This is a genomic window from Pseudomonas sp. Sample_14 (assembly GCF_004307515.1).
GTDB lineage: Bacteria > Pseudomonadota > Gammaproteobacteria > Pseudomonadales > Pseudomonadaceae > Aquipseudomonas > Aquipseudomonas atacamensis.
Map to the genome: position 1 here is coordinate 1 of NZ_RCOC01000031.1, position 24,028 is coordinate 24,028.

Consider the following 24,028-nt stretch of genomic DNA (forward strand, 5'->3'; position numbering starts at 1 on the left):
GACGTTTCGGGAGGGCTGGGGTGAGGGGGTGACGTTCTTCAATACGACACCAGAGCCCAGCCCTACAAAAAAGCCCCCCACCAATCACTCGGTGGAGGGCTTTTGAGCATCAGCAGTCGTCAGATCAAACCTTGACGATCCAGCCCGCTGGCGCTTCGATGTCGCCGGTCTGCACGCCAGTCAGCTCTTTGTAGAGCTGCTGGGTTACCGGGCCTACCTCGGTTTCGCTGTGGAACACATGCAGGTGATCGTTGTAGCTGATGCCACCAATCGGCGTGATCACCGCAGCGGTACCGCAGGCACCGGCTTCCTTGAAGTCCGACAGCTTGTCGATCAGCACGTCGCCTTCAACCACGTCCAGGCCCAGACGCGATTTCGCCAGTTCGATCAGCGACAGGCGGGTGATGCCTGGCAGGACCGATGGCGAGTTCGGGGTGACGAACTTGTTGTCGTGGGTGATCCCGAAGAAGTTGGCCGAACCGACTTCCTCGATCTTGGTGTGGGTCATCGGATCGAGGTAGATCGCGTCGGCGAAGTTGGCTTTCTTGGCTTTCGAGCCCGGCATCAGGCTGGCGGCGTAGTTGCCACCGACCTTGGCCGCACCGGTGCCTTGCGGGGCCGCGCGGTCGTAGCTGGAGATCTGGAAGTTGTGCGGGGTCAGGCCGCCCTTGAAGTAGGCGCCGACCGGGATGCAGAAGATCGAAAAGATGAACTCGGGCGCGGTGCGCACGCCGATGTTGTCACCGACGCCGATCACGAACGGGCGCAGGTACAGCGCGCCGCCGGTGCCGTACGGCGGGATGAAACGCTCGTTGGCGCGAACCACGGCTTTGCAGGCTTCGATGAACTGCTCGGTGTCGACCGTCGGCATCAGCAGACGCGCGCAGCTGCGTTGCATGCGCAGGGCGTTCTGGTCCGGGCGGAACAGGTTGATCGAGCCGTCCTTGCAGCGATAGGCCTTCATGCCTTCGAAGCACTGCTGACCATAGTGAAGGGCGGTGGAGCCTTCGCTGATGTGCAGGACGTTATCTTCGGTCAGGGTGCCTTTGTCCCACTCGCCATCGCGAAAGTACGACAGATAGCGCTTGTCGGTCTTGATGTAGTCAAAACCCAGCTTGTCCCAATTGATGCTTTCGTTACCCATGACACCCTCTATCACTGAACAACCGCCGAAACGGTTCAAGGCTTCTGACGTTTTTTTGGATGGGCACAACAATACTTCATTCTTGAGCGGTTTCGCAGCCGGAATTCGCTCCGCTGATCGTTCCCTCGACTGATCGTTCCCACGCTCTGCGTGGGAATGCCTCATCGGACGCTCCGCGTTCGGCTGTTGGGACGCAGAGCGTCCCGGGCTGCATTCCCACGCGGAGCGTGGGAACGATCAATTTGACGGATTTACAGATGCAACGCATGCCCCAGCGCCCGCAACGCCGCTTCCTGCACCGCTTCGCCCAAGGTTGGGTGCGCATGGATGGTGCCGCCGATGTCTTCCAGGCGCGCGCCCATCTCCAGGCTCTGCGCGAATGACGTCGACAATTCGGAAACACCGACTCCCACCGCTTGCCAGCCGACAATCAAATGATTGTCGCGACGTGCGACCACGCGGACGAAGCCGCTTTTCGATTCCAGGGTCATTGCGCGGCCGTTGGCGGCGAACGGGAAGCTTGCAACGATGCAGTCCAGCCCCGCAGCCTTGGCCTCGTCCGGAGTTTTGCCGACCACCACCAGTTCCGGGTCGGTAAAGCACACGGCGGCGATGGCGGTCGGGTTGAATTCGCGGCGCTTGCCACTGATCAGCTCGGCAACCATTTCGCCCTGAGCCATGGCGCGGTGGGCCAGCATCGGTTCGCCGCTCACGTCGCCAATGGCGTAGACGTTGCGCATGCTGGTCTGGCAACCGCTGTCGATCCTGATAGCCGAACCGTTCATGTCCAGATTCAACGCTTCGAGATTGAAGCCCTGCGTATTGGGTTTGCGTCCGACCGCGACCAGTACCTGATCGGTTTCCAGATTGAGGGTTTCGCCTTCGGGATCGCGCACCTGCAACGTGCCGTCGAAACCCAGCACGCTGTGCTTGAGGTACAGTTTCACGCCCAGCTGCTTCAGCGCTTCATGTACCGGTTGTGTCAGCTCCGCGTCGTAAGCCGGAAGAATTCGATCCTGCGCCTCGACCACGCTGACTTCGGCGCCGAGCTTGCGATAGGCGATGCCCAGCTCCAGGCCGATGTAACCACCGCCGACCACGACCAGGCGTTTCGGCACAGACGTCGGCGCCAGCGCTTCGGTGGAGGAGATGATTGGCCCGCCAATCGGCAGGATCGGCAGGTTGACGCTGGTCGAGCCGGTGGCCAGCACCAGATGTTCGCACTGGATGCGCGTATCGCCGACTTCCACGGTTTTGCCGTCGATGATTTTCGCCCAGCCGTTGATGACCTGAACCTTGTTTTTCTTCAGCAGCGCGGCGACGCCAGTGGTCAGGCGATCAACGATGCCGTCCTTCCACTCCACACTTTTGCTGATATCCAGGGTCGGCGCGGCAACGCTGATGCCGAGCGCCGAATGCTGGCTGTGATGCTGCGTCTGATGAAACTGCTCAGCCACATGAATCAGCGCTTTCGACGGAATGCAGCCGATATTAAGGCAGGTGCCGCCCAACGATTGGCCTTCGACCAGGATGGTCGGGATGCCCAGTTGCCCGGCGCGGATCGCGGTAACGTAACCGCCGGGGCCGCCGCCGATGATCAGCAGCGTAGTGTTCAGAGATTGCATTCGGGCTTACTCCACAAACAAGGTGGCGGGTTGTTCGAGCAAGCCACGAATGGCCTGAATGAAGAGCGCCGCGTCCATGCCGTCGACCACGCGATGATCGAAGGAGCTGGAGAGGTTCATCATCTTGCGGATCACCACTTGGCCTTTGACCACCATTGGCCGCTCGACGATTTTGTTCACACCGACAATGGCCACTTCCGGCAGGTTCAGTACCGGCGTGCTGACAATGCCGCCCAATGCGCCGAGGCTGGTCAGAGTAATGGTCGAACCTGACAGCTCATCGCGGCTGGCCTTGCCATTGCGCGCGGCGTTGGCCAAACGTGAAATTTCCGCGGCGCTGTCCCACAGGCTGCGCGCCTCTGCATGACGCACCACAGGCACCATCAGGCCGACATCGCTTTGCGTGGCGACGCCGACATGCACCGCGCCCAGGCGCGTAATGACTTGCGCTTCGTCGTCGTAACGGGCGTTCATTTGCGGGAAGTCGCGCAGGGCGACGACCAGCGCGCGAACGAGGAACGGCAACAAGGTCAACTTGCCACGGCTGGCGCCATGCTTTTCATTCAGATGCGCACGCAGCTCTTCGATCGCGGTGACGTCGATTTCTTCAACATAACTGAAGTGCGCGGCACGCTGAGTGGCATCCTGCATGCGCTGGGCGATCTTGCGGCGCATGCCGATCACTTGAATCTGTTCTTCGTCGTTACGCTGGGCGTACGCGGCGGCAACCGGTGCCGAAGCGTTCGACTGACCTTGCGCCAGATAGGCTTCAAGGTCTTCGTGCAGCACACGACCGGCCGGGCCGGAACCGCGCACCAGACGCAATTGAATGCCCAGATCCAGCGCATGTTTGCGCACGGCCGGCGATGCGAGCGGGCGTTCATCCGCTTCGCGAGCAACCATCGGGCCTTGGCAAACGGCAGCCGGACGTGGTGCGGTGGCTGCGGCGGGTTTGCTTTCGACAGCGGCTTCAACTTTCGGCGCAACCGGTGCTTCTTTGACCGGCGCGGGTGCGGCCGACTCTTTAAGGTTGCCAGCCCCTTCGACTTCGATGCTGATCAGCACACTGCCAACCGCCATCACTTCACCCGGCTGACCACCGAGGGCAATCACTTTCCCGTGCACCGGCGATGGAATATCGACCATTGCCTTGTCGGTCATTACATCCGCCAGCACCTGATCTTCAACCACCAGATCGCCAACCTTGACGTGCCACTGCGACAGTTCTACTTCTGCGATGCCTTCGCCGATGTCCGGCATCTTGATAACGTGCGTGCCCATTCAGACCTCCATGACCCGTTTCAACGCCGCGCCCACGCGGGACGGCCCTGGGAAATACGCCCACTCCTGCGCGTGCGGGTAGGGAGTGTCCCAACCGGTGACGCGCTCGATCGGCGCTTCCAGGTGATGGAAGCAATGCTCCTGCACCAGCGATACCAGCTCGGCGCCGAAACCGCAGGTGCGGGTGGCTTCGTGAACCACCACGCAGCGGCCGGTTTTCTTCACCGACTTGACGATGGTTTCCAGGTCCAGGGGCCACAGGCTGCGCAGGTCGATGACTTCGGCATCGACGCCGGATTCTTCGGCAGCGACTTGCGAGACGTATACGGTGGTGCCGTAAGTCAAAACCGTCACATCTTTGCCCGGACGAGTGATCGCAGCGACGTCCAGCGGCACGGTGTAGTAACCGTCCGGCACCTGGGCTTGCGGGTGTTTCGACCACGGGGTTACCGGGCGGTCGTGATGGCCATCGAACGGGCCGTTGTACAGGCGTTTCGGCTCAAGGAAGATCACCGGGTCATCGTTTTCGATGGAGGCGATCAGCAAGCCTTTGGCGTCGTACGGGTTGGACGGCATCACTGTGCGCAGACCGCAGACCTGAGTGAACATCGCCTCGATGCTCTGGCTGTGCGTCTGGCCGCCGTAGATGCCGCCGCCGCAAGGCATGCGCAGGGTCATCGGTGCGGTGAATTCACCGGCCGAGCGATAACGCAGACGCGCTGCTTCGGAGATGATCTGGTCGGAGGCGGGGTAGACGTAGTCGGCGAACTGGATTTCGGCGACCGGCCGCAAGCCATACGCACCCATGCCCACGGCCACGCCGACGATGCCGCTTTCCGAAATCGGTGCGTCGAACACCCGCGAGGTGCCGTACTTGGTCTGCAGGCCTTCGGTGCAGCGGAACACGCCGCCGAAGTAGCCGACGTCCTGACCGAACACGACGACGTTGTCATCGCGCTCAAGCATCACATCCATGGCCGAGCGCAGGGCCTGGATCATGGTCATGGTGGTCGTGGTCATGGCGGTTTCCAACTGAATATTGTTGTTGTGATCGTTCATGTCAGATCCCCAACTGCTGACGCTGGCGCTTCAAGTGCTCCGGCATCTCTTTGTAGACGTCTTCGAACATGGTCGCGGCGCTCGGAATCTGCCCGCCGGCAAGGGTGCCGTACTGTTCGGCCTGTTTCTGCGCGGCAATCACTTCGGCTTCAAGTTCAGCGCTGACGGCGCTGTGCTCTTCCTCCGACCAGTGGCCGACCTTGATCAGGTGCTGTTTCAGACGCGCGATCGGATCGCCAAGCGGGAAGTGGCTCCAGTCATCGGCAGGGCGGTATTTCGATGGATCGTCGGAGGTCGAGTGCGGACCGGCGCGGTAGGTGATCCATTCGATCATGGTCGGGCCGAGGTTGCGCCGGGCGCGTTCGGCAGCCCAAGCGGAAGCGGCGTAGACCGCGTAGAAGTCGTTGCCATCGACCCGCAGCGAGGCGATGCCGCATCCGACACCGCGTCCGGCGAAAGTCGTGGCTTCACCGCCGGCGATGGCCTGGAAGGTGGAAATCGCCCACTGGTTATTCACGACATTGAGGATCACCGGCGCGCGATAAACGTGGGCGAAGGTGAGGGCGGTGTGGAAGTCCGATTCGGCGGTGGCGCCGTCACCGATCCACGCTGAGGCAATTTTCGTATCGCCTTTGATCGCCGAGGCCATGCCCCAACCAACGCCCTGAATGAACTGAGTGGCGAGGTTGCCGGAGATGGTGAAGAAACCGGCGTCCTTGACCGAGTACATGATCGGCAACTGGCGGCCCTTGAGCGGATCGCGCTCGTTGGACAGCAGTTGGCAGACCAGGTCGACCAGCGGCACATCGCGGGCCATCAGGATGCTTTGCTGGCGGTAGGTCGGGAAGCACATGTCATCGATGTTCAGCGCCAACGCCTGGGCGCTGCCGATGGCTTCTTCGCCAAGGCTCTGCATGTAGAACGACATCTTTTTCTGCCGCTGGGCGACGACCATGCGGTTGTCGTAGATGCGCGTCTTGAGCATCGCGCGCATGCCTTTGCGCAGGATTTCGACCGGCACGTTTTCGGCCCACGGGCCGAGGGCGTTGCCCTGATCGTCGAGCACGCGAATCAGGCCACGGGCGAGGTCGGCGGTGTCGGCAGGTTCAACATCGACAGGAGGTTTGCGCACCGTACCGGCATCGGTCAGATGCAGGTAGGAAAAGTCGGTCTTGCAGCCGGGACGGCCCGAGGGTTCAGGGACGTGCAGGCGCAGCGGTTCATACGCTTGGGTCATGGCTTCTACGCTCGATCTTGTGAATTTCTTGTAGTGAGCTGGCAGTCATTCCCGGGTAGGGGAAATCTTGTCCTACAACAATCATAGGCGTGGCCAAGAAGAATATTTCTCTGTGTTTCGTTGCGCTGGTGACCATTTGCAGATAGAAATTCTGCATAAACATAAAAAACAGGTGGTTTTGTCTCATGCGCAAACTGGACCGTACCGACATCGGCATTCTCAACAGCCTTCAGGAGAACGCGCGCATCACCAACGCCGACCTCGCTCGCTCGGTGAACCTGTCGCCGACGCCGTGCTTCAACCGGGTCAAGGCCATGGAAGAATTGGGCTTGATTCGCGAGCAGGTCACGCTGCTGGATGCCGATCTGCTGGGGCTGCACGTGAACGTGTTCATTCACGTCAGCCTGGAAAAACAGGTAGAGGAGGCGTTGCAGCATTTCGAGGAAGCGATTTCTGATCGGCCTGAGGTGATGGAGTGCTATCTGATGGCGGGTGATCCGGATTATCTGATTCGCGTGCTGGTGCCGAGCATTCAGTCGCTGGAACGCTTCATGATGGATTTTCTGACCAAGGTGCCGGGGGTGGCGAATATTCGTTCGAGCTTTGCGCTGAAGCAGGTGCGTTATAAGACCGCGTTGCCGTTGCCGGCCAATGGGTTGACGTTGGGCAATTGATACGACTGACCTGCAGACGCCGATCGTTCCCACGCTCCGCGTGGGAATGCCGCCAGGGACGCTCCGCGTTCCGCCTCAAGAAGTGACGCAGAGCGTCACGGGATGCATTCCCACGCGGAGCGTGGGAACGATCAGTTGGCGCTGCTGGAGGCTGCGTTGCCGAACCGTCAGAGTTTGTTGAGCGGAATCTTCAGGTAAACCACGCCATTCCCCTCAGGTGCCGGCAGATTCCCCGCCCGCACGTTCACCTGAATCGCCGGCAGCAGCAACGTCGGCATGCCTAACCCAGCGTCACGTGTCGTGCGCATTTCGACGAACGCCGCTTCGTCGATCCCGTCATGCACATGAATATTGCTTTTGCGCTGTTCGCCGACAGTGGTCTGGCACTGTGAGGCGCGGCCTTCGGGCGGGTAATCGTGGCAGACGTAAAGCTTCACGCTGGCCGGAAAAGCCAGCAGCTTCTGGATCGACTTGAACAATTGCTGCGCATTGCCGCCAGGGAAATCACAGCGCGCGGTGCCAACGTCGGGCATGAACAGCGTGTCACCCACCAGGATCTGCTCGCCGTCGATCAGGTACGCCATGTCCGCTGGCGTATGGCCGGGGACGTGCAGGGCGGTAGCCTTGAGGTTGCCAATCATGAACGACTCGTTCGGCGCGAACAGATGATCGAACTGCGAGCCATCGACGCAAAATTCCGGCTCCAGATTGAACAGCGCCTTGAACACATTCTGCACTTTGCTGATCGATTCACCGATGGCGATCTTACCGCCCAGTTCCCGACGCAGGTACGGCGCGGCGGAGAGGTGATCGGCGTGGGCGTGGGTTTCCAGCAGCCATTGCACTTGCAGCCGGTGCGCACGCACGAAAGCGATGATCTTGTCCGCCTGCGCCGTGCCGGTGCGCCCGGCGGCGCCATCGTAGTCAAGCACCGGGTCGACGATCGCGCACTGGCCGCCGTCGGCTTCATAGACCACGTAGCTGTAGGTCGAGGAGGCGGGGTCGAGGAACGCTTCAATCTGGGCGGACATGGCAGAAACCTGTGCTGAGGAATTTCGAGTTGCAACAGTTTATGTAAAAACATAATGTTCGCAGCTTAAGTGACCTTCAAGGCCTCGTGCAAATGCAATCCAGTCTGACCGAATGTGAAGTCGCCCAACTGCGCGCCTCGGCGTCCAAAGCCTGCGCCTTGCTCAAAGCCCTGGCCAATGAGGACCGTCTGTTGATCCTCTGTCAACTGACCCAGGGCGAACGCAACGTCGGCGAGCTGGAAAAAATGACCGGCGTACGCCAGCCGACGCTGTCCCAGCAACTGGGCATCTTGCGCGATGAAGGGCTGGTCGCGACTCGCCGTGAAGGCAAATATATTTTCTACGGCCTGGCCAGTCACGAAGTGATCCAGGTGATGAAAACCCTCTCGGGGCTCTATTGCGGAGCGGTACTCAAGAGCTGGGAACAGCCATAAATGCCAGCCCTCACAAACATCTCCTGTGGGAGCGAGCCTGCTCGCGAAGGCGGCGCGTCAGCCGACGAATAGTTGACTGAGCCACCGCTTTCGCGAGCAGGCTCGCTCCCACATTAGTTGTTGTGGTGAGCCAAAAAAAAACCTTGCGTGCAGCAAAAGGAACAAGCAATGAACGATCAACACTGGGGCCCATCCATCAGTGCGGACATCGTGGTCATCGGCGGCGGCACGGCCGGCATCGGTTTTGTCGCCAGCCTGCTCAAGCGTGACCCGCACCTTCAAGTCACCGTGATCGAACCGAGTTCACAGCACTACTATCAACCGGCGTGGACGCTGGTCGGCGGTGGTGCGTTCGATGTGAAAGACACCGTCAGGCCGATGAGCAAAGTCATGCCGCGGCAGGCGACGTGGATTCAGGCCAGTGTCAGCGCCATCGACCCGCAAAGCCGCCAACTCACCCTCGACGACCAGCGCACCGTCAGCTATCAGAACCTGATCGTCTGCCCCGGCCTGCGCCTGGCCTGGGAGAAAATCGAAGGCTTGCAGGAAAGCCTCGGCCAGCACGGCGTCACCTCCAACTACAGCTATCAGCACGCCCAGTACACCTGGGATCAAGTGCAGAAACTGCGCGACGGCCGGGCGCTGTTCACCCAACCAGCGATGCCGATCAAATGTGCCGGCGCGCCGCAGAAGGCCTTGTATCTGTCTTGCGATTACTGGCGCAAATCCGCCGTGCTGAAAGACATCAATGTCGAATTCAACCTCGCTGGCGCTGCGCTGTTTGGCGTGCCGACCTTTGTGCCGCCGTTGATGAAGTACATCGAACAGTACGACGCGCAACTGGCGTTCAACTCGAATCTGGTCAAGGTCGACGGCCCGGCAAAAACCGCGTGGTTTGACGTCAAGGACGCCGACGGCAATGTCAGCCGGGTCGCGAAAACCTTCGATCTGCTGCACGTCGTGCCGCCACAAGTCGCGCCGGATTTCATCGCACAGAGTCCGCTGGCCGATGCCGGCGGTTGGTGCGAGGTCGATCCGCACAGCCTGCAGCATCCGCGCTATCCAGACGTGTTTGCATTGGGCGATATCTGCGGCACCAGCAACGCGAAAACCGCCGCAGCGGTGCGCAAGCAGGTTGTCGTCGTTGCGCAGAACCTGCTGGCCGCGCGCAAACAACAGCCGCTGCCGCTCAAGTACGACGGCTACGGCTCGTGCCCGCTGACGGTGGAGAAGGGCAAGGTGATCCTCGCCGAGTTCGGCTATGGCGGCAAACTGCTGCCGACTTTCCCGCTGGACCCGACCGTGGCCCGCCGTTCGGCGTGGTGGCTGAAGGCGACGCTGCTGCCGTGGTTCTACTGGCACGGCATGCTCAAGGGCCGCGAGTGGCTGACGCGTCTATCCAGGGTCGACTGAGAAAACCCCTATGTTGCTGGCAAGTCTGTTTGGCGTGGTGATGGGGTTGGTCCTCGGCCTGACCGGCGCAGGCGGCGGGATTCTCGCGGTGCCGGCGCTGGTGCTCGGGCTCGGCTGGACGATGACGCAAGCGGCGCCGGTGGCCTTGTTTGCGGTCGGCAGCGCGGCGGCGGTCGGGGCGATCGATGGTTTGCGCCATGGCCTGGTGCGTTACCGCGCGGCGCTGTTGATCGCGGCACTGGGCGCGGTGTTTTCGCCGCTGGGGATCTACTTCGCGCATCAACTGCCGGAAAAGATTCTGATGATCCTGTTCAGCCTGCTGATGGTTCTGGTCGCTTGGCGAATGTTCAGAAAGGACCGTCAGCAAGCGGGGCCGAGCGATCACGGCCACGCCAGTTGGGGGCAGAAAAACTGCATGCTCAACGAGCAGACCGGGCGCTTCGACTGGACCGCCAAATGCACCGCTACCCTGGCTGCACTGGGCGCGATTACCGGTGTGGTCTCAGGATTGCTCGGCGTCGGCGGCGGGTTCCTGATCGTGCCGGCGTTCAAGCAACTGACCGATGTGCAGATGCGCGGCATCGTTGCGACGTCGTTGATGGTGATCAGTCTGATTTCCGCGATCGGCGTGATCGGCGCGTTTCATGCGGGGGTGCGTATCGACAGCCAAGGCGCGGCGTTCATTGTCGCCAGCATCGTTGGCATGCTCATCGGTCGCAGGCTGTGCGCGCAGGTGCCGGCGCGGGCGTTGCAGGTGGGGTTTGCCAGTGTCTGTCTGGTGGTCGCGGGGTACATGTTGTTGCGGGCGTGAAGAGCAAAAGATCGCAGCCTGCTTGCACGAGGCTGCGATCTTCTCAGACGGTTACAACACCAGGTGCGGCAGCCACAGCGAAATCGCCGGAACGTAGGTCACCAGCAGCAGCACCAGGAACAGCACGCCATAGAACGGCAGCAGCGCTTTCACGGTGCTTTCGATACTGACCTTGCCCACCGCCGAGCCGACGAAGAGCACGGCCCCCACGGGCGGTGTTATCAATCCGATCCCCAGGTTGACCAGCATGATCATGCCGAACTGCACCGGATCGACACCGATGCCCATGATCACTGGCATCAGGATCGGCGTGAGGATCAGGATCAGCGGCGCCATGTCCATCACCGTGCCAAGCAACAGCAACATCACGTTGATGCACATCAGGATCACGTAGCGGTTGTCCGACAGGGTCAGGAACAGTGTGGTGATTTTTGCCGGGATCTGCATCAGCGTCATGATGTAGCCGAAGCTGGCGGCGAAACCGATCAGGATCATCACGATGGAGATGGTGCGCACCGTGCGGTGCATCAGCTTGGGCAGCTCGCGCCATTTGTAATCGCGATAAATGAACATGGTCACGAAGAATGACCACAGCACCGCGATGGCCGCCGATTCAGTGGCGGTGAAAATACCCGAGAGAATGCCGCCGAGGATGATCACCATCGCCATCATGCCCCACAGGGCTTCGCCGACGATCTTCAGCGCCTGGCGCATCGGAATCACTTCGCCCTTGGGGTAGTTGCGCTTTTTCGCGAAGATCAGGCACAGCACCATCAGGCAGGCGCTCATCAGCAGGCCCGGGACGATGCCGGCCATGAACAGCGAAGCGATCGACACCGTACCGCCAGCGGCCAGCGAGTAGAGCACCGAGTTGTGGCTTGGCGGAGTCAGCAGGGCTTGCACTGAACCGCTGACGGTCACGGCGGTGGAGAAGTCCCGTGGATAACCCTTGCGCTCCATCTCCGGAATCAGCACCGAACCCACAGACGCAGTGTCGGCCACCGAAGAACCGGAGATCGCACCGAAGAACGTCGAGGCAACAATGTTGACCAGCGACAGACCACCACGGACGAAACCTACCAGCACCCCGGCACACGCCACTAACCGCCGGGACATGCCGCCCTCGGCCATGATCGCGCCGGCGAGGACGAAGAACGGAATGGCCAGCAGCGAGAATTTGTTCACCCCCGAGGCGACCTGGATCATCACCGCCTGGAAGGGAATGTCGATCCACCAAGCGCCGATCAGCGCAGCGGCGCCCAACGCGTAAGCGACCGGCATGCCGATCAGGATCAATACGATAAAACTGCCCAGCAGGATCAGAGCGTCCATTAAACGGCACCTTCACTTTCTTCAACCAGGTCGAACTGCACGACCCGACGTTTGCTCTGGTCACCGAGCAAGAGTTTTTCCACGACAAAAATCAATGTCAGCAAACCGCCCACGGGGATCGGCAGATAGGTCACGCCAACCCGCAGATCGGGCAGGGCTGCCATGAACTGGTTCCAGGTGGACATGCACAGCTTGGTGCCCCAGATGGTCATGAAGATGCAGATGGCCGCCATCAGCAGTTGCGAAAAAATCGCCGCTGCGGCTTTCATTTGCGCCGGCATGCGGTCGGTGAGCATGGCCACGGCCATGTGCGCACCGGCGCGGTAACTGGCGGCGGCGCCGATGAAGGTGAACACCATCATCAGCAGGATCGCCGTCGGCTCTGGCCAGCTGGAGCCGGTGCCGAGCACGTAGCGGGCGAACACGCCCCAGGGAATCATCAGGGAAATCGCCAGGACGGAAAGGCCGGCGACCCAGATGCACGTCATGTAGATCTTGTCGTTGATACGCAGCAGCAGATTCTTCATCGGGTTCCACCGTAACCGGGCGCGCCTGAACCGCTGGCGCGCCGGGCCTTTTTCATGAGTACAGAGCGGGAGGCGTTACTGAACGGCTTCGATCTTTTTGATCAGGTCGGCGTACTTCGCGCCGTACTTTTCCCGTACCGGTGCGGTGGCGTCGTAGAAGGGTTTTTTGTCGACTTCGATGAACTCGACGCCAGCGGCCTTGAGTTTTTCTTCACTGGCAGCGGACTTCTTGTCCCACAGTACGCGCTCTTCAGCCTGGGCAGCCTTGGCGGCTTTTTTCACCAGTTGCTGTTGATCCGGAGTGAGTTTTTCCCAAGTGATTTTCGACATCACGATCGGCTCTGGCAGGATCAGGTGACCGGTCAGGCTGTAGAACTTGGCGTTCTGGAAGTGGTTGTGTTCAAGCAGGGTCGGCGGGTTGTTTTCCGCGCCATCGATCACGCCGGTCTGCAGGGCGCTGAAGATTTCCCCGGTGTCCATGGCGATGCCGTTACCGCCCATGGCGTTCATCATGTCGATGAACATCGGGTTGCCTTGTACGCGGATTTTCATGCCCTTGAGGTCTTCGAGCTTGCGCACCGGTTTCTTGGTGTAGATGTTGCGCGTGCCGCCGTCCATCCACGCCAGGGCCACCAGGCCGAATTCAGAGTTGGTGATTTTGCCGAGGATCTCGTCGCCCACCGGTCCGTCGATGACGTTACGCATGTGTTGCTGATCGCGGAAGATGAACGGCATGTTGAACACGTTCACATCCGGCACCACGGGGCCGACGATCCCCAGGCTGACGCGGGACAACTGCACTGCGCCGACCTGCATCTGCTCGATGACTTCCTTTTCCGATCCCAGCACACCGCCCGGGAAATACTGGAAAGTCAGTTCGCCGTTGGTTTCCTTGGTCAGGGCCTTGCCCATGTTTTCTTCAGCCACCACGGTTGGATAACCGGCGGGGTGAATGTCGGCAAATTTGAGTTTCATTTCCGCCTGAGCGGCACCGGCAAAGGTGAACATCAGCGGGAGTGCAGCGGCGAGCAAGGTGCGTTTGAAATTCATGGGGGTGAGTCTCCAGTCTTGTTATTTTTGTGTTCAAGGCGCAGCGGTGCAGCAGAGGGTCTAAAGCAAATCGTTGAATTGCGGTTCGGCGAGGCCTTTGACGCCTGGCTTCAGGGCGAACACGCCGCCGGCCAGGGATTGCGGGTCGTGGTCATCGCCGGGGCGAATCGAGGCGACAAACAAGGTGTCCAGGTTGCTGCCGCCGAAGGCGCACATGGTCGGTTTCTTCACCGGTACTTCCAGCGAGAAATCCAGTCGGCCATCCGGGGCAAAGCGGTGGATCAGGCCGGCGTCGTTGGCGCAGATCCAGTAGCAGCCTTCGGCATCCACGGCAGCGCCATCGGGGCGGCCGGGGAAATGATTCATGTCGACGAAGATTCGGCGATTCGATGGCGTGCCGGTCTCGGTGTCGTAATCGAAGGCCCAGATCAGTTGCACGTTGGGGTGCGAATCCGACAGGTACATGGTTTTGCCGTCAGGGCTGAAAGCGAGGCCGTTGGGCACGATGAAGCCATCCAGCTGCGCTTCGACCACGCCCGTCTGCCCGGCGCCGTAGCGATAGAGCCGGCCTTCAGGCGCGTTCAGGCCCATGTTCAGCACCATGCTGCCCGCCCAGAAACGCCCTTGGCGATCGCAGCGACCGTCGTTGAGGCGCATGTCGGCGCGGCTGTGCTCGACGGTGGCGAGCAACTCACTGTCGAGGCTGCCGTCGCTGTGCGGGTGCAGGCGAAAGAAGCCGCTTTCCATGCCAGCGACCCAGCCACCACTGCGGTGGCGGGTGATGCAGGCGAGCATTTCCGGCGCCTTCCACGAGGCAACATGGCCAGTGTCAGCGCTCCAGCGTTGCAGTCCGCCGTTGGGGATGTCGACCCAGTACAGGGCGTTTTCCTGCGGCACCCAGACCGGGCTTTCACCGACCGCGTTGCGGGCGTCGACGATCAATTCGGCTTGCATACTCATTCCCTTGGTTTTTATTGGAGGGGGATCAAGTCGAGCGATCAATCGCCAAACGGGCCTGCTGCAACGAAGGCGCCGCCCTGATAGATCCGCGCCGGGTCATCGTCGGCTGGCATCGGTTGCGCTTCGACCTTGTCGCGGAACACTTCCGAGGTGTCCTTGGCTTCGAAACCGAGGTGGCTGGCGTAGCGGTTGTCCCACCAGACGTCTTTGTTGGCGGACATGCCGTAGACCACGGTGTGGCCGACGTTCGGTGTGTACAGCGAGCGTTCGAGCAGTTGCGTGAGATCGTCGAAGCTCAGCCAGGTGTGCATCATCCGGCGGTTTTGCGGTTCGGGGAACGAGGAGCCGATGCGGATGCTGACGGTTTCGATGCCGTAGCGATCGAAGTAGAAACTGGCCATGTCTTCGCCGTAGGACTTGGACAAGCCGTAGTAACCATCGGGACGACGCGCTGAAGTGGCGTCGAGCTGTTGGTCCTGTTTGTAGAAACCGATGACGTGGTTGGAGCTGGCGAAGATCACCCGCTTCACACCGTGCTTGCGCGCCGCTTCGTAAATGTGGAACACGCCGCAGATATTGGCGCCGAGGATTTCTTCGAACGGGCGCTCGACCGAGACGCCGCCGAAATGCAGGATCGCATCGACGCCTTCGACCAGTTGATGCACGGCTTGCTTGTCGGCGAGGTCGCAGAGCACGACTTCTTCGTGGTCATCGACGGCCGGGGCGAGGGCGGCGATGTCGGACAGGCGCAGCACATTGGCGTAAGGGCGCAGGCGTTCGCGCAACACTTTGCCCAGGCCGCCGGCGGCACCGGTCAGCAGCAGGCGGTTGAAAGGAGCGCGGGGGGTAGAGGTAGACGTCATGGCAATCCCTGAACACATTGTTATTAGGTTTGTTGTAGGTTGTCGTATGACTGCGCTGAAGTATCGGTAGGGTTTCCGGATCTTGTCAACGCGACTTTTGGTGTAGATGACGGAAGGGGCGATTCATTTTTTCAGCACCCGATACCTGCCTGGCAATGCAATCCCCTTGTGGGAGCGAGCCTGCTCGCGAATGCGCTGTGTCAGTCAGAACAAGTCGACTGGTCCGGCGCTTTCGCGAGCAGGCTCGCTCCCACAGGGCAAACCGCCAACCCTTACAACAACGAAATCGGATAGCTGATAAAGATCCGGTTCTCGTCGAATTCGTTGGTGCTGAAGTCCCGGCGAATGGTCGCGTTGCGCCATTTCACGTTGAGGTTCTTCAGCGGGCCGCTCTGCACGGTGTAGGCCAGTTCCGATTCGCGGCCCCATTCCTTACCGTCATTGGTGGTGGCGGTGTGCACGTTATCGCCGCTGATGTAGCGGTTCATCAGGGTCAGGCCAGGCACGCCCAGCGCAACGAAGTTGTAGTCGTGACGCACCTGCCAGGAGCGCTCTTTGGCGTTGTCATAACTGGCGTTGTAACTGTCGTTGGCCAAGGTGCCGCCGCTGGTGCCGTTGACGCGCATCCAAGCATCGTCGCCGGTGAGTTTCTGCAGGCCGACGTAGAAGGTGTTGCCACCGTACTTGGCCGAGAGCAGGGCGAACGCGGTCTTGTTGTCGAGGTCGCCGGCCTGAGCGCTGCCGTCTTCCTTGCCGGTGAAGAAACCGAGGTTGGCGCCCAGCGTCCAGTCGCCCATCGGCTGACTGTGGCTGAGGTTGAAATACTGCTGCTGGTAGATGTCGGTGAGCTCGGCGTACCACACGCCGACCATCGTGCGTTTTTCGTTGAAGCTGTATTCGCCGCCGCCGAAGTTGAAACGATCGGAGGTGAATGCACCGCGGCCGTTCATCGACATGTCTTCCATGCTCGCGTCGTTGCGCGGGCTATTGCCACGGAACTGGCCGCCGTAGACGGTCAGGCCGTTGATTTCAGTGGACGTGATCTGCCCGCCGCGAAAGGTCTGCGGCAGGGAGCGGCCGTCGTCGGAGCGCAGGATCGGCAATACCGGCATCCATTCGCCGACCTTCAATTCGGTCTTCGAGACTTTGGCTTTCAGCGCCACGCCGAGGCGACCGAAATTGTCGGCCGGGCGACCGTCATCATGAATCGGCAACAACTGCGTACCGCCAGTGCCTTTGCCGCCATCGAGCTTTTGCGAATACAGCCCGAGCACATCGAGGCCGAAGCCGACGGTGCCTTGGGTGAAGCCGGATTTGGCGTCGAGAATGAAGCTCTGCGTCCACTCTTCGGCCTTGCCCTGCGGATAGGCCGGGTTGACGAAGTTGCGGTTGAAGTAGGCGTTGCGCAGGTTCAGCGTGGCTTTGCTGTCGTCGAGAAAGCCCTCGGCATCGGCGCTCATCGGCAAGGCCAGAGCGAGGCTGCTGCAACCGATCAGGCTCAGGGTCGAACGCGGTTTGAAATGGGCAAAACGTGAAGGGCGGACGGAATTGCGGGCGAGTGGGCTCACTGTGACGCTCCCTGGATCGTTTGTTGTTTTTATTATTTGTCATACGTCGTCGTACAACATCGATGCGGATATTTCCCAGATTTTCGGGGATTGTCAACTGGAAGTTATACGATGACCTCCCATTCGACGCCGAACCCATGTGGGAGCGAGCCTGCACGCGAATGCGGACTTTCAATCAATGAAGTTGTCGACTGACACAGCGCTTTAGCGAGCAGGCTCGCTCCCACAGGGTTCCTTGGTGTCTGTCGAGTCGTGTATTGCCCGTCAAATTGCGGCAAACTTCCTCCACCCCCAGCACCAGGCCGATTCATGGATAAATACGCCCCGCGCAACTGGCAACCCCACGAAAAGCCCAGCCTGCCCGGTTCTCCGTCGACACCGCTGCACTCCACGCCCAAGCGCCTGGCGTACGCGGCGGTTGGCGTGCTGGTGGCGGTGACCGGTGGGTTGGGCAACTCGCTGGTGGTTGCCAACCTGCCTTACCTGCAAGGCTCGCTCGGCGCGACCACGGCGGAGATGGCCTGGCTGCCGGCGGCGTATGTGATGACCAACGTGTCGATGAACCTGCTGCTGGTGAAGTTTCGCCAGCAATTCGGCTTGCGCGCGTTCACCGAAGTGTTTCTGGTGCTGTATGCGCTGGTCACCTTCGGCCATTTGTTCGTCAACGATCTCAACTCGGCAGTGGCGGTGCGAGCGGCGCACGGCATGGTCGGTGCGGCGCTGAGCTCGCTGGGTCTGTATTACATGGTGCAGGCGTTTCCGGCGAAGTGGCGGCTCAAAGCGTTGGTACTCGGCCTCGGCACGTCGCAGTTGGCGTTACCGCTGGCGCGGCTGTTTTCCGAAGACCTGTTGCAGATCGCCGAATGGCGCGGTTTGTACTTGTTCGAATTGGGCATGGCCCTGCTGTCACTCGGCTGTGTGTTGCTGCTGAAGTTGCCGCCCGGTGACCGCTTCAAGACCTTTGAAAAACTCGATTTCCTCACCTTCGCCATCCTCGCCACGGGTGTGGCGTTGTTGTGCGCGGTGCTGTCGCTGGGGCGGATCGACTGGTGGCTGGAGGCAGACTGGATCGGCGTGGCGCTGGCCTGTTCGATCGCGCTGATCATCATGGGCCTGGCCATCGAGCATAACCGCAGCAACCCGATGTTGATGACCCGCTGGCTGGGCAGCGGAACGATGATCCGCCTGGCGCTGGCGGTGACCCTGATTCGCATGGTCACCTCGGAGCAATCCACCGGCGCGGTCGGTTTCATGCAGAACCTCAACATGGGCTATGAGCAATTGCACAGTCTGTATGTGGTGATGCTGATCGGCAGCATCGCCGGGCTTGCCACCAGCGCGTTGACCATCGACCCCAAACATTTGCTGATGCCGTTGATCATTTCCTTGGCGCTGATGGCCACCGGTTCGGTGATGGACAGCTTCTCGAACAACCTGACCCGCCCCGGAAACATGTATTTCAGTCAGTTCCTGCTGGCGTTCGGCAGTACGTTTTTTCTCGGCCCGACCATGGTCTTCGGCACGCGCAACGTGCTGACCAATCCGCGCAACCTGGTGAGCTTTTCCGTGCTGTTCGGGATCTGCAACAACCTCGGCGGACTGCTCGGCGCGGCGTTGCTTGGCACTTTTCAGATCGTGCGGGAGAAGTACCATTCCAGCCACATCGTCGATCATCTGGTGATGTCCGATCCTTTGGTGGCTGCGCGAGTGCAGAGCGGCGGCTCGGCGTTCGGCGGTTTGCTCGCCGACCCGAGCCTGCGCAATCTGGCTGGCATGCGCAGCCTCGCCAATGCGGCGACACGCGAAGCGAACGTGCTGGCCTATAACGATGTCTTCATGCTGATCGCGGTCATTGCCGTCCTGACCATGATCTGGCTTTCGATTCGCGCGTTGTGGCTGATGAGCACCACCAAAGCCATTGAACCGACACCTTCCGTACCACCCAGCGGTGCCACTTCTTCATGACCGAACCGACCACCACAACCACCAATGCCATCGCCGCCACGCCTGAAGGGGAAGCGCCGCCATCGTCGCCGAACACTGCGCCGCGTTCGCTGCGGGTGCGGATCATATCTTCGCTGGGCTTTGCCGCAATCGCCATCGTCGGCGTGCTGATCGTGCTGTATGCGTGGCAACTGCCGCCGTTCAGCAGTGCGGTCGAAACCACCGAAAACGCCTTGGTGCGCGGGCAGGTGACGATCATCGGCCCGCAGCTCAGCGGCTATGTGTTCGAGGTGCCGGTGCAGGACTTCCAGTACGTCAAGGCCGGGGATCTGCTGGTGCGTCTGGACGACCGCATTTATCAGCAACGCCTCGACCAGTCCTTGGCACAACTGGCAGTACAGAAGGCCGGACTGGCCAACGTCGTGCAGCAGCGCAACAGCGCCGAAGCGACGATCAAATTGCGTCAGGCGGTGCTTGCCGACAGCCAGGCGCAGTTGCGCAAGAGCGAGGCGGATCTGCGGCGTAATCAGGAGCTGGTGCGCGACGGCTCGGTGTCCAAGCGCGAATTTGACGTGACCCTCGCTGCCAACGCGCAAAGCACGGCTTCTGTGGCGCAGGCCAAGGCCAATCTGGAAATCGCCCGGCAGGATCTGCAAACGGTGATCGTCAATCGCGGCTCGCTGGAGGCTGCCGTGGCCAGTGCCGAAGCGGCGGTGCAACTGGCGCGGATCGATCTGTCGAACACGCGAATTGTCGCCCCGCGCGACGGTCAGCTCGGGCAGATCGGCGTGCGCCTCGGCGCCTACGTCAACTCCGGCGCGCAGTTGATGGCGTTGGTCCCGGACCAGAAGTGGGTGATCGCCAACATGAAGGAAACCCAGATGGCCAACGTGCGGGTCGGGCAACCGGTACGCTTTACCGTCGACGCCTTGAACCACCGCAGATTCACCGGCCACGTGCAGCATATTTCGCCGGGCACCGGCTCGGAATTTGCCTTGCTGCAGGCCGACAACGCCACCGGCAACTTCGTCAAGATCGCCCAGCGCGTGCCGGTGCGCATCACCATCGATCCCGACCAGCAGGAAGAAGAACGCTTGCGGCCGGGGATGTCAGTGGTTGTCAGCATCGACACCGCCGCCGGCGACACCCAACCCCACTGATCAATGCCTAACCCTGTGGGAGCGAGCCTGCTCGCGAAAGAGTCGTATCAGTAACATTTCTTTATCTGACACACCGCTTTCGCGAGCAGGCTCGCTCCCACAGGGTAGTGCTCACGGGGCTCTATTCATTCGGGCGAGGGGGTGACCCGGCAACTTTTGCGGTTGCGGATCTGCTCGTCGCTGGGTCTCTCGCGAACGAATTCGAAGCGCGGTTCGCCTTCGCTGTAATGCACCAGCCAGCCCCATTCCAGTTCGCTTTCGTCCTGTCCGGGATGTGGTGGCCGGGCCCACCAGGGTTCTTTGCTGAGGATCTCGCGCATGGCAGCCTCCGGTTGATGGCAATCCTTGAACTATAGCTTCCTGTCGCGAGTCGTCAGAACAGGCTGTGTAGAATCGGCTCGATCATGACGATAAAGGGGGCAGGGCGATGATGGATGAAGTGCGCAGGGATGAACCGTCGAAACGGCTGTTTTTCGCTTTGGACTGCCCGCCAGCGCAGCGCAAGGCGATCGCCCAGTGGCGCGCGGAGCTGGGCCTGCGCAGCGGCAAACCGGTGCCGGCGGATAATTTTCATCTGACCCTGCTGTTTCTCGGTGCGGTGCCGCTGGCGCAGATTCATGGCGTCTGCGAAGCAGCGGGCAGTGTGCGTATTCCCGGCGAAACGTTGCGCATTGAGCTGGATCGTTTGCAGGTCTGGCATCGCCCCGGTGTGCTATCGCTGGCACCCGAACAGGCGCCGCCAGCGTTGTTGCGCCTGGTCTACGCGCTGGAACAGGCGATGCTGCCGTTCGGTTTTGACGAGCCCACCCACGAGTTCCGCCCGCACCTGACACTGGCCCGCGAATACCGCGCGCCGGAGCCGGAAGCGCGCACGCCGCCGGAGTTCGTTCTGCGTGCCGAACGCTTCGCTCTGTTCGAATCGCACAAGGGGCGGTATCGGGTTGTGCAGGACTGGCCGTTGATCTGAACGGACAAAAAAAGGCGCCCGAAGGCGCCTGCAAATTCACCCGAGCCGAGGGAGCCGGGTGAGGCCGTTCAGAGTAGGGTGCAGCGGTGGTAAGGCGCTGCGTGAACGGAAAATTTTCAGCACTGCATTGCTTCATTGTGGGAGCGAGCCTGCTCGCGAAAGCGTCGGCACACCCAATATTTTCGTCGCCTGTCCTACCGCCTTCGCGAGCAGGCTCGCTCCCACATTTTGATCATCGGTGTTTTTATTTACCGAGCTTCACCCGCGTCCAGCCGCGCGTCATGATCCGCTGCGTGGCAATTGGCTGATCCGGCACTGCATACAACGTCGCCATCACCGCTTGCGACGGATACGAACCCGGTTCGTTGCGGATCGCTTCGTCCACCAGTGGCGTGGCCGCTGCGTTGGCGTTGCTGTAGCCGATGCTGTTGGTGACTTCGGCAATGATGTCCGGGCGCATCAGGAAGTCCATGAAAAGGTAGGCGTTGTCGACGTTCGCCGCATCACGGGGGATGGCGACCATGTCGTAGAAGCTGCCGGCGCCTTCCTTGGGAATGCTGTAGTCGATCACCACGTTGTTGCCCGATTCCACCGCGCGGGCCTTGGCCTGCAGGACGTCGCCGGAGTAACCGACCGCCACGCAGATGTTGCCGTTGGCCAGATCGGAGATGTACTTCGAGGAATGGAAATACGCCACGTACGGGCGGATTTTCATGAACAGCGCTTCGGCCTCGGCGATGTGCGCCTTGTCCTTGTCGTTCACCGGATAGCCCAGATAGTGCAGGGCGGCCGGGAGCATTTCGGTCGGCGAATCGAGGAAACTGATGCCGCAGGCTTTGAGCTTTTCCGCGTTCTCCGGTTTGAACAGTAAGTCCCAGGAGTTGGTCGGGGCGTTGGCGCCGAGAACTTCCTTGACCTTCGCCGGATTGAAACCGATGCCGATCGAGCCCCACATGTACGGGAACGCATGCGCGTTGTCCGGATCACTGGCGGCGGCGTTTTTCAGCAGCACCGGGTTGAGATTCTTCCAGTTCGGCAGCTTCGATTTGTCCAGCGGCTGATAAACACCGGCCTTGATCTGCTTGGCCAGAAAACTGTTCGACGGCACGACGATGTCGTAGCCGGATTTGCCCGCGAGCAGGCGCGCTTCCAAGGTTTCGTTGCTGTCGAAGACGTCGTAGGTCACGCGAATGCCGGTCTCGTCTTCGAACTTTTTCACGGTGTCCGGCGCGATGTAATCGGACCAGTTGTAAACACGCAGCACCTTGTCGTTGGCCTGGGCGCCCATGACCATTGCGCCCATTAAGGACAGTGTCAGCAGAGTCCTGCCAAACATTTTCATCGCTACAACTCCCTTCTTCTTATTCAACAAAACAAAAGCTCGGTGCACTTGAACCTTGTGGCGAGGGGATTTATCCGCGCTCGGCTGCGTAGCAGTCGCAAAACCTGAATACGGAGTCTTCAGGTAGAACTGCAGGGGCCGCTTCGCAGCCCAACGGGGATAAATCCCCTCGCCACAGTTGTTCATCGGTGTTGCTCAGGCAGTCGCCGCTGCCGGCTGTTGCCACGACTCGTTTGCGGTCTGATCCATCGCTTCCTGAATCGCCCGTTTGCGGTTCGCTTCTGCCTTGCGGCCGAAATACCAGACCAGGAAAGTCACCAGCGACACTGCCAGCAGAATCAGGCTGGCCACGGCGTTGATCTCGGGCTTCACGCCCAGGCGCACCGCCGAGAACACTTCCATCGGCAGCGTCGTCGAGCCCGGCCCGGAGACAAAACTCGCCAGCACCAGATCATCCAGCGACAAGGCAAACGACATCATCCCGCCGGCGGCCAGCGACGGCGCGATCATTGGAATGGTGATGAGGAAAAACACTTTGAATGGTTTGGCGCCGAGGTCCATCGCCGCTTCTTCGATCGACAGATCCAGCTCGCGAAGGCGCGCGGAGACTACCACCGCCACATAAGCGGCACAAAAGGTGGTGTGGGCGATCCAGATGGTGACGATGCCGCGCTCCTGCGGCCAGCCGATCAGTTGCGCCATCGCCACGAACAGCAGCAACAGCGACAGACCGGTGATCACTTCCGGCATCACCAACGGCGCGGTCACCAGGCCACCAAATAGTGTGCGACCCTTGAAGCGCGTCACCCGCGTCAGCACGAACGCCGCCAGCGTCCCCAGTGCCACAGCGGCAATCGCGGTGTAGCAGGCGATTTCCAGCGAGCGCAGCACCGAGCCCATCAGTTGCGAGTTGTCGAGCAGGCCGGCATACCACTTCACTGACCAGCCACCCCACACCGTCACCAGTTTCGATGCGTTGAACGAGTAGATCACCAGAATCAGCATCGGCAGATAAATGAACATCAAGCCGAAGATCAGCATGAACTTGGAAAAGTTGAAGCGTTTCATCCCCGTGCCTCCATCTCTTTGGCCTGGCTGCGGTTGAACAGCAGAATCGGCACAATCAGGATCAACAGCATCACCACCGCCAGCGCAGAAGCCACCGGCCAGTCGCGGTTATTGAAGAACTCCTGCCACAGCACGCGACCGATCATCAGCGTCTCCGGGCCACCCAGCAGTTCTGGAATCACGAACTCGCCGACCACCGGAATGAACACCAGCATGCAACCGGCAATGATGCCGTTCTTGGCCAGCGGCACGGTGATTTTCCAAAAGTTGTTGAAGTTGCTCGAACCCAGATCCTGCGCGGCTTCCAGCAGGCTGTTGTCGTGCTTGACGAGGTTGGCGTAGAGAGGCAGCACCATGAACGGCAGATACGCGTAGACCACGCCGATGTACACCGCAGTGTTGGTGTTGAGGATCTCGATCGGGTGATCGGTGAGCCCGGTCCACATCAGGAACCCCTTGAGCAGACCGTTGTTGCTGAGGATGCCCATCCACGCATACACGCGGATCAGGATCGCCGTCCAGGTCGGCATCATGATCA

Annotated in this window: 23 protein-coding genes; 7 read left to right on the forward strand and 16 right to left on the reverse strand. The window is 60.7% G+C overall.

Features of this window, described 5'->3' with window-relative positions; all coding sequences use genetic code 11:
• Nucleotides 1-124: 124 nt before the first annotated feature.
• The 5 genes from D8U61_RS07245 to D8U61_RS07265 form a co-directional block, all read right to left on the reverse strand.
• The gene (locus D8U61_RS07245) at nt 125-1,144 is read right to left on the reverse strand and encodes a branched-chain amino acid aminotransferase (protein ID WP_125927687.1); all 1,020 of its coding nucleotides are present in this window, start codon (nt 1,142-1,144) and stop codon (nt 125-127) included.
• Nucleotides 1,145-1,395: 251 nt separating this feature from the next.
• Nucleotides 1,396-2,769, reverse strand: coding sequence for a dihydrolipoyl dehydrogenase (lpdA, locus tag D8U61_RS07250; RefSeq protein ID WP_130926679.1), 1,374 nt, complete (start codon nt 2,767-2,769; stop codon nt 1,396-1,398).
• Between the two features lie 6 nt (nt 2,770-2,775).
• Entirely contained in the window at nt 2,776-4,050 is a 1,275-nt protein-coding gene (locus D8U61_RS07255; protein WP_130926680.1) for a dihydrolipoamide acetyltransferase family protein, read from the reverse strand.
• Entirely contained in the window at nt 4,051-5,109 is a 1,059-nt protein-coding gene (locus D8U61_RS07260; RefSeq protein WP_003224000.1) for an alpha-ketoacid dehydrogenase subunit beta, read from the reverse strand.
• Nucleotide 5,110: 1 nt separating this feature from the next.
• A complete protein-coding gene (locus D8U61_RS07265; protein WP_130926681.1) occupies nt 5,111-6,346 on the reverse strand; it encodes a 3-methyl-2-oxobutanoate dehydrogenase (2-methylpropanoyl-transferring) subunit alpha in 1,236 nt (411 codons plus the stop codon).
• A gap of 185 nt (nt 6,347-6,531) precedes the next feature.
• On the opposite strand from D8U61_RS07265, the gene bkdR reads away from it, so the two are divergent.
• Nucleotides 6,532-7,020, forward strand: a complete 489-nt coding sequence (gene bkdR, locus D8U61_RS07270) for a Bkd operon transcriptional regulator BkdR (RefSeq protein WP_016775196.1) — start codon at nt 6,532-6,534, stop codon at nt 7,018-7,020.
• Nucleotides 7,021-7,187: 167 nt separating this feature from the next.
• On the opposite strand, the gene D8U61_RS07275 is transcribed toward bkdR, so the two are convergent.
• A complete protein-coding gene (locus D8U61_RS07275; protein ID WP_110600931.1) occupies nt 7,188-8,051 on the reverse strand; it encodes an MBL fold metallo-hydrolase in 864 nt (287 codons plus the stop codon).
• A 92-nt stretch (nt 8,052-8,143) separates the two neighbouring features.
• On the opposite strand from D8U61_RS07275, the gene D8U61_RS07280 reads away from it, so the two are divergent.
• From D8U61_RS07280 to D8U61_RS07290, 3 genes are all read left to right on the forward strand, one after another.
• Complete coding sequence (locus D8U61_RS07280) at nt 8,144-8,485, forward strand: metalloregulator ArsR/SmtB family transcription factor (RefSeq protein WP_016775194.1); 342 nt, start codon at nt 8,144-8,146, stop codon at nt 8,483-8,485.
• Nucleotides 8,486-8,653: 168 nt separating this feature from the next.
• A complete protein-coding gene (locus tag D8U61_RS07285) occupies nt 8,654-9,898 on the forward strand; it encodes an FAD/NAD(P)-binding oxidoreductase (protein ID WP_130901753.1) in 1,245 nt (414 codons plus the stop codon).
• A gap of 10 nt (nt 9,899-9,908) precedes the next feature.
• A complete protein-coding gene (locus D8U61_RS07290; protein WP_130926682.1) occupies nt 9,909-10,709 on the forward strand; it encodes a sulfite exporter TauE/SafE family protein in 801 nt (266 codons plus the stop codon).
• 51 nt (nt 10,710-10,760) lie between these two features.
• Here the strand turns inward: D8U61_RS07290 and D8U61_RS07295 are convergent, their stop codons facing one another.
• The 6 genes from D8U61_RS07295 to D8U61_RS07320 form a co-directional block, all read right to left on the reverse strand.
• Nucleotides 10,761-12,041 (reverse strand): TRAP transporter large permease, encoded by a 1,281-nt coding sequence (locus D8U61_RS07295; protein WP_130888722.1) that lies wholly within the window; start codon nt 12,039-12,041, stop codon nt 10,761-10,763.
• Nucleotides 12,041-12,568, reverse strand: a complete 528-nt coding sequence (locus D8U61_RS07300; protein ID WP_122700614.1) for a TRAP transporter small permease — start codon at nt 12,566-12,568, stop codon at nt 12,041-12,043. The genes D8U61_RS07295 and D8U61_RS07300 overlap by 1 nt, the downstream gene beginning before the upstream one ends.
• Before the next feature lie 75 nt (nt 12,569-12,643).
• Entirely contained in the window at nt 12,644-13,618 is a 975-nt protein-coding gene (locus tag D8U61_RS07305; RefSeq protein ID WP_130926683.1) for a TRAP transporter substrate-binding protein, read from the reverse strand.
• 60 nt (nt 13,619-13,678) lie between these two features.
• Nucleotides 13,679-14,572: an SMP-30/gluconolactonase/LRE family protein gene (locus D8U61_RS07310; protein ID WP_130926684.1), complete on the reverse strand. Its 894-nt coding sequence runs from the start codon at nt 14,570-14,572 to the stop codon at nt 13,679-13,681.
• Between the two features lie 44 nt (nt 14,573-14,616).
• Complete coding sequence (locus D8U61_RS07315; protein ID WP_016775186.1) at nt 14,617-15,441, reverse strand: NAD(P)-dependent oxidoreductase; 825 nt, start codon at nt 15,439-15,441, stop codon at nt 14,617-14,619.
• A gap of 272 nt (nt 15,442-15,713) precedes the next feature.
• A complete protein-coding gene (locus tag D8U61_RS07320) occupies nt 15,714-17,009 on the reverse strand; it encodes an OprD family porin (RefSeq protein ID WP_016775185.1) in 1,296 nt (431 codons plus the stop codon).
• 309 nt (nt 17,010-17,318) lie between these two features.
• Here D8U61_RS07320 and D8U61_RS07325 point away from each other — a divergent pair, with 309 nt between their 5' ends.
• Together D8U61_RS07325 and D8U61_RS07330 are read left to right on the forward strand one after the other, a co-directional pair.
• Nucleotides 17,319-18,974 carry an MFS transporter gene (locus D8U61_RS07325; RefSeq protein ID WP_130926685.1) on the forward strand — a complete coding sequence of 552 codons (1,656 nt, stop codon included), beginning with the start codon at nt 17,319-17,321 and terminating at the stop codon, nt 18,972-18,974.
• The gene (locus tag D8U61_RS07330) at nt 18,971-20,113 is read left to right on the forward strand and encodes an HlyD family secretion protein (protein WP_071172839.1); all 1,143 of its coding nucleotides are present in this window, start codon (nt 18,971-18,973) and stop codon (nt 20,111-20,113) included. Before D8U61_RS07325 ends, D8U61_RS07330 begins: the two co-directional genes overlap by 4 nt.
• A gap of 125 nt (nt 20,114-20,238) precedes the next feature.
• Here the strand turns inward: D8U61_RS07330 and D8U61_RS07335 are convergent, their stop codons facing one another.
• Nucleotides 20,239-20,433, reverse strand: a complete 195-nt coding sequence (locus D8U61_RS07335; protein WP_024013337.1) for a hypothetical protein — start codon at nt 20,431-20,433, stop codon at nt 20,239-20,241.
• Between the two features lie 107 nt (nt 20,434-20,540).
• Here D8U61_RS07335 and thpR point away from each other — a divergent pair, with 107 nt between their 5' ends.
• Nucleotides 20,541-21,080 carry an RNA 2',3'-cyclic phosphodiesterase gene (gene thpR, locus D8U61_RS07340; RefSeq protein WP_016770731.1) on the forward strand — a complete coding sequence of 180 codons (540 nt, stop codon included), beginning with the start codon at nt 20,541-20,543 and terminating at the stop codon, nt 21,078-21,080.
• 244 nt (nt 21,081-21,324) lie between these two features.
• Here thpR and D8U61_RS07345 read toward each other — a convergent pair whose 3' ends face one another.
• From D8U61_RS07345 to D8U61_RS07355, 3 genes are all read right to left on the reverse strand, one after another.
• A complete protein-coding gene (locus tag D8U61_RS07345; protein ID WP_095182000.1) occupies nt 21,325-22,422 on the reverse strand; it encodes a polyamine ABC transporter substrate-binding protein in 1,098 nt (365 codons plus the stop codon).
• Nucleotides 22,423-22,617: 195 nt separating this feature from the next.
• Nucleotides 22,618-23,490: an ABC transporter permease subunit gene (locus tag D8U61_RS07350; RefSeq protein ID WP_130926686.1), complete on the reverse strand. Its 873-nt coding sequence runs from the start codon at nt 23,488-23,490 to the stop codon at nt 22,618-22,620.
• A partial coding sequence (locus tag D8U61_RS07355; protein ID WP_130926687.1) for an ABC transporter permease subunit occupies nt 23,487-24,028 on the reverse strand: 542 nt, incomplete at its 5' end. The genes D8U61_RS07355 and D8U61_RS07350, both read right to left, overlap by 4 nt.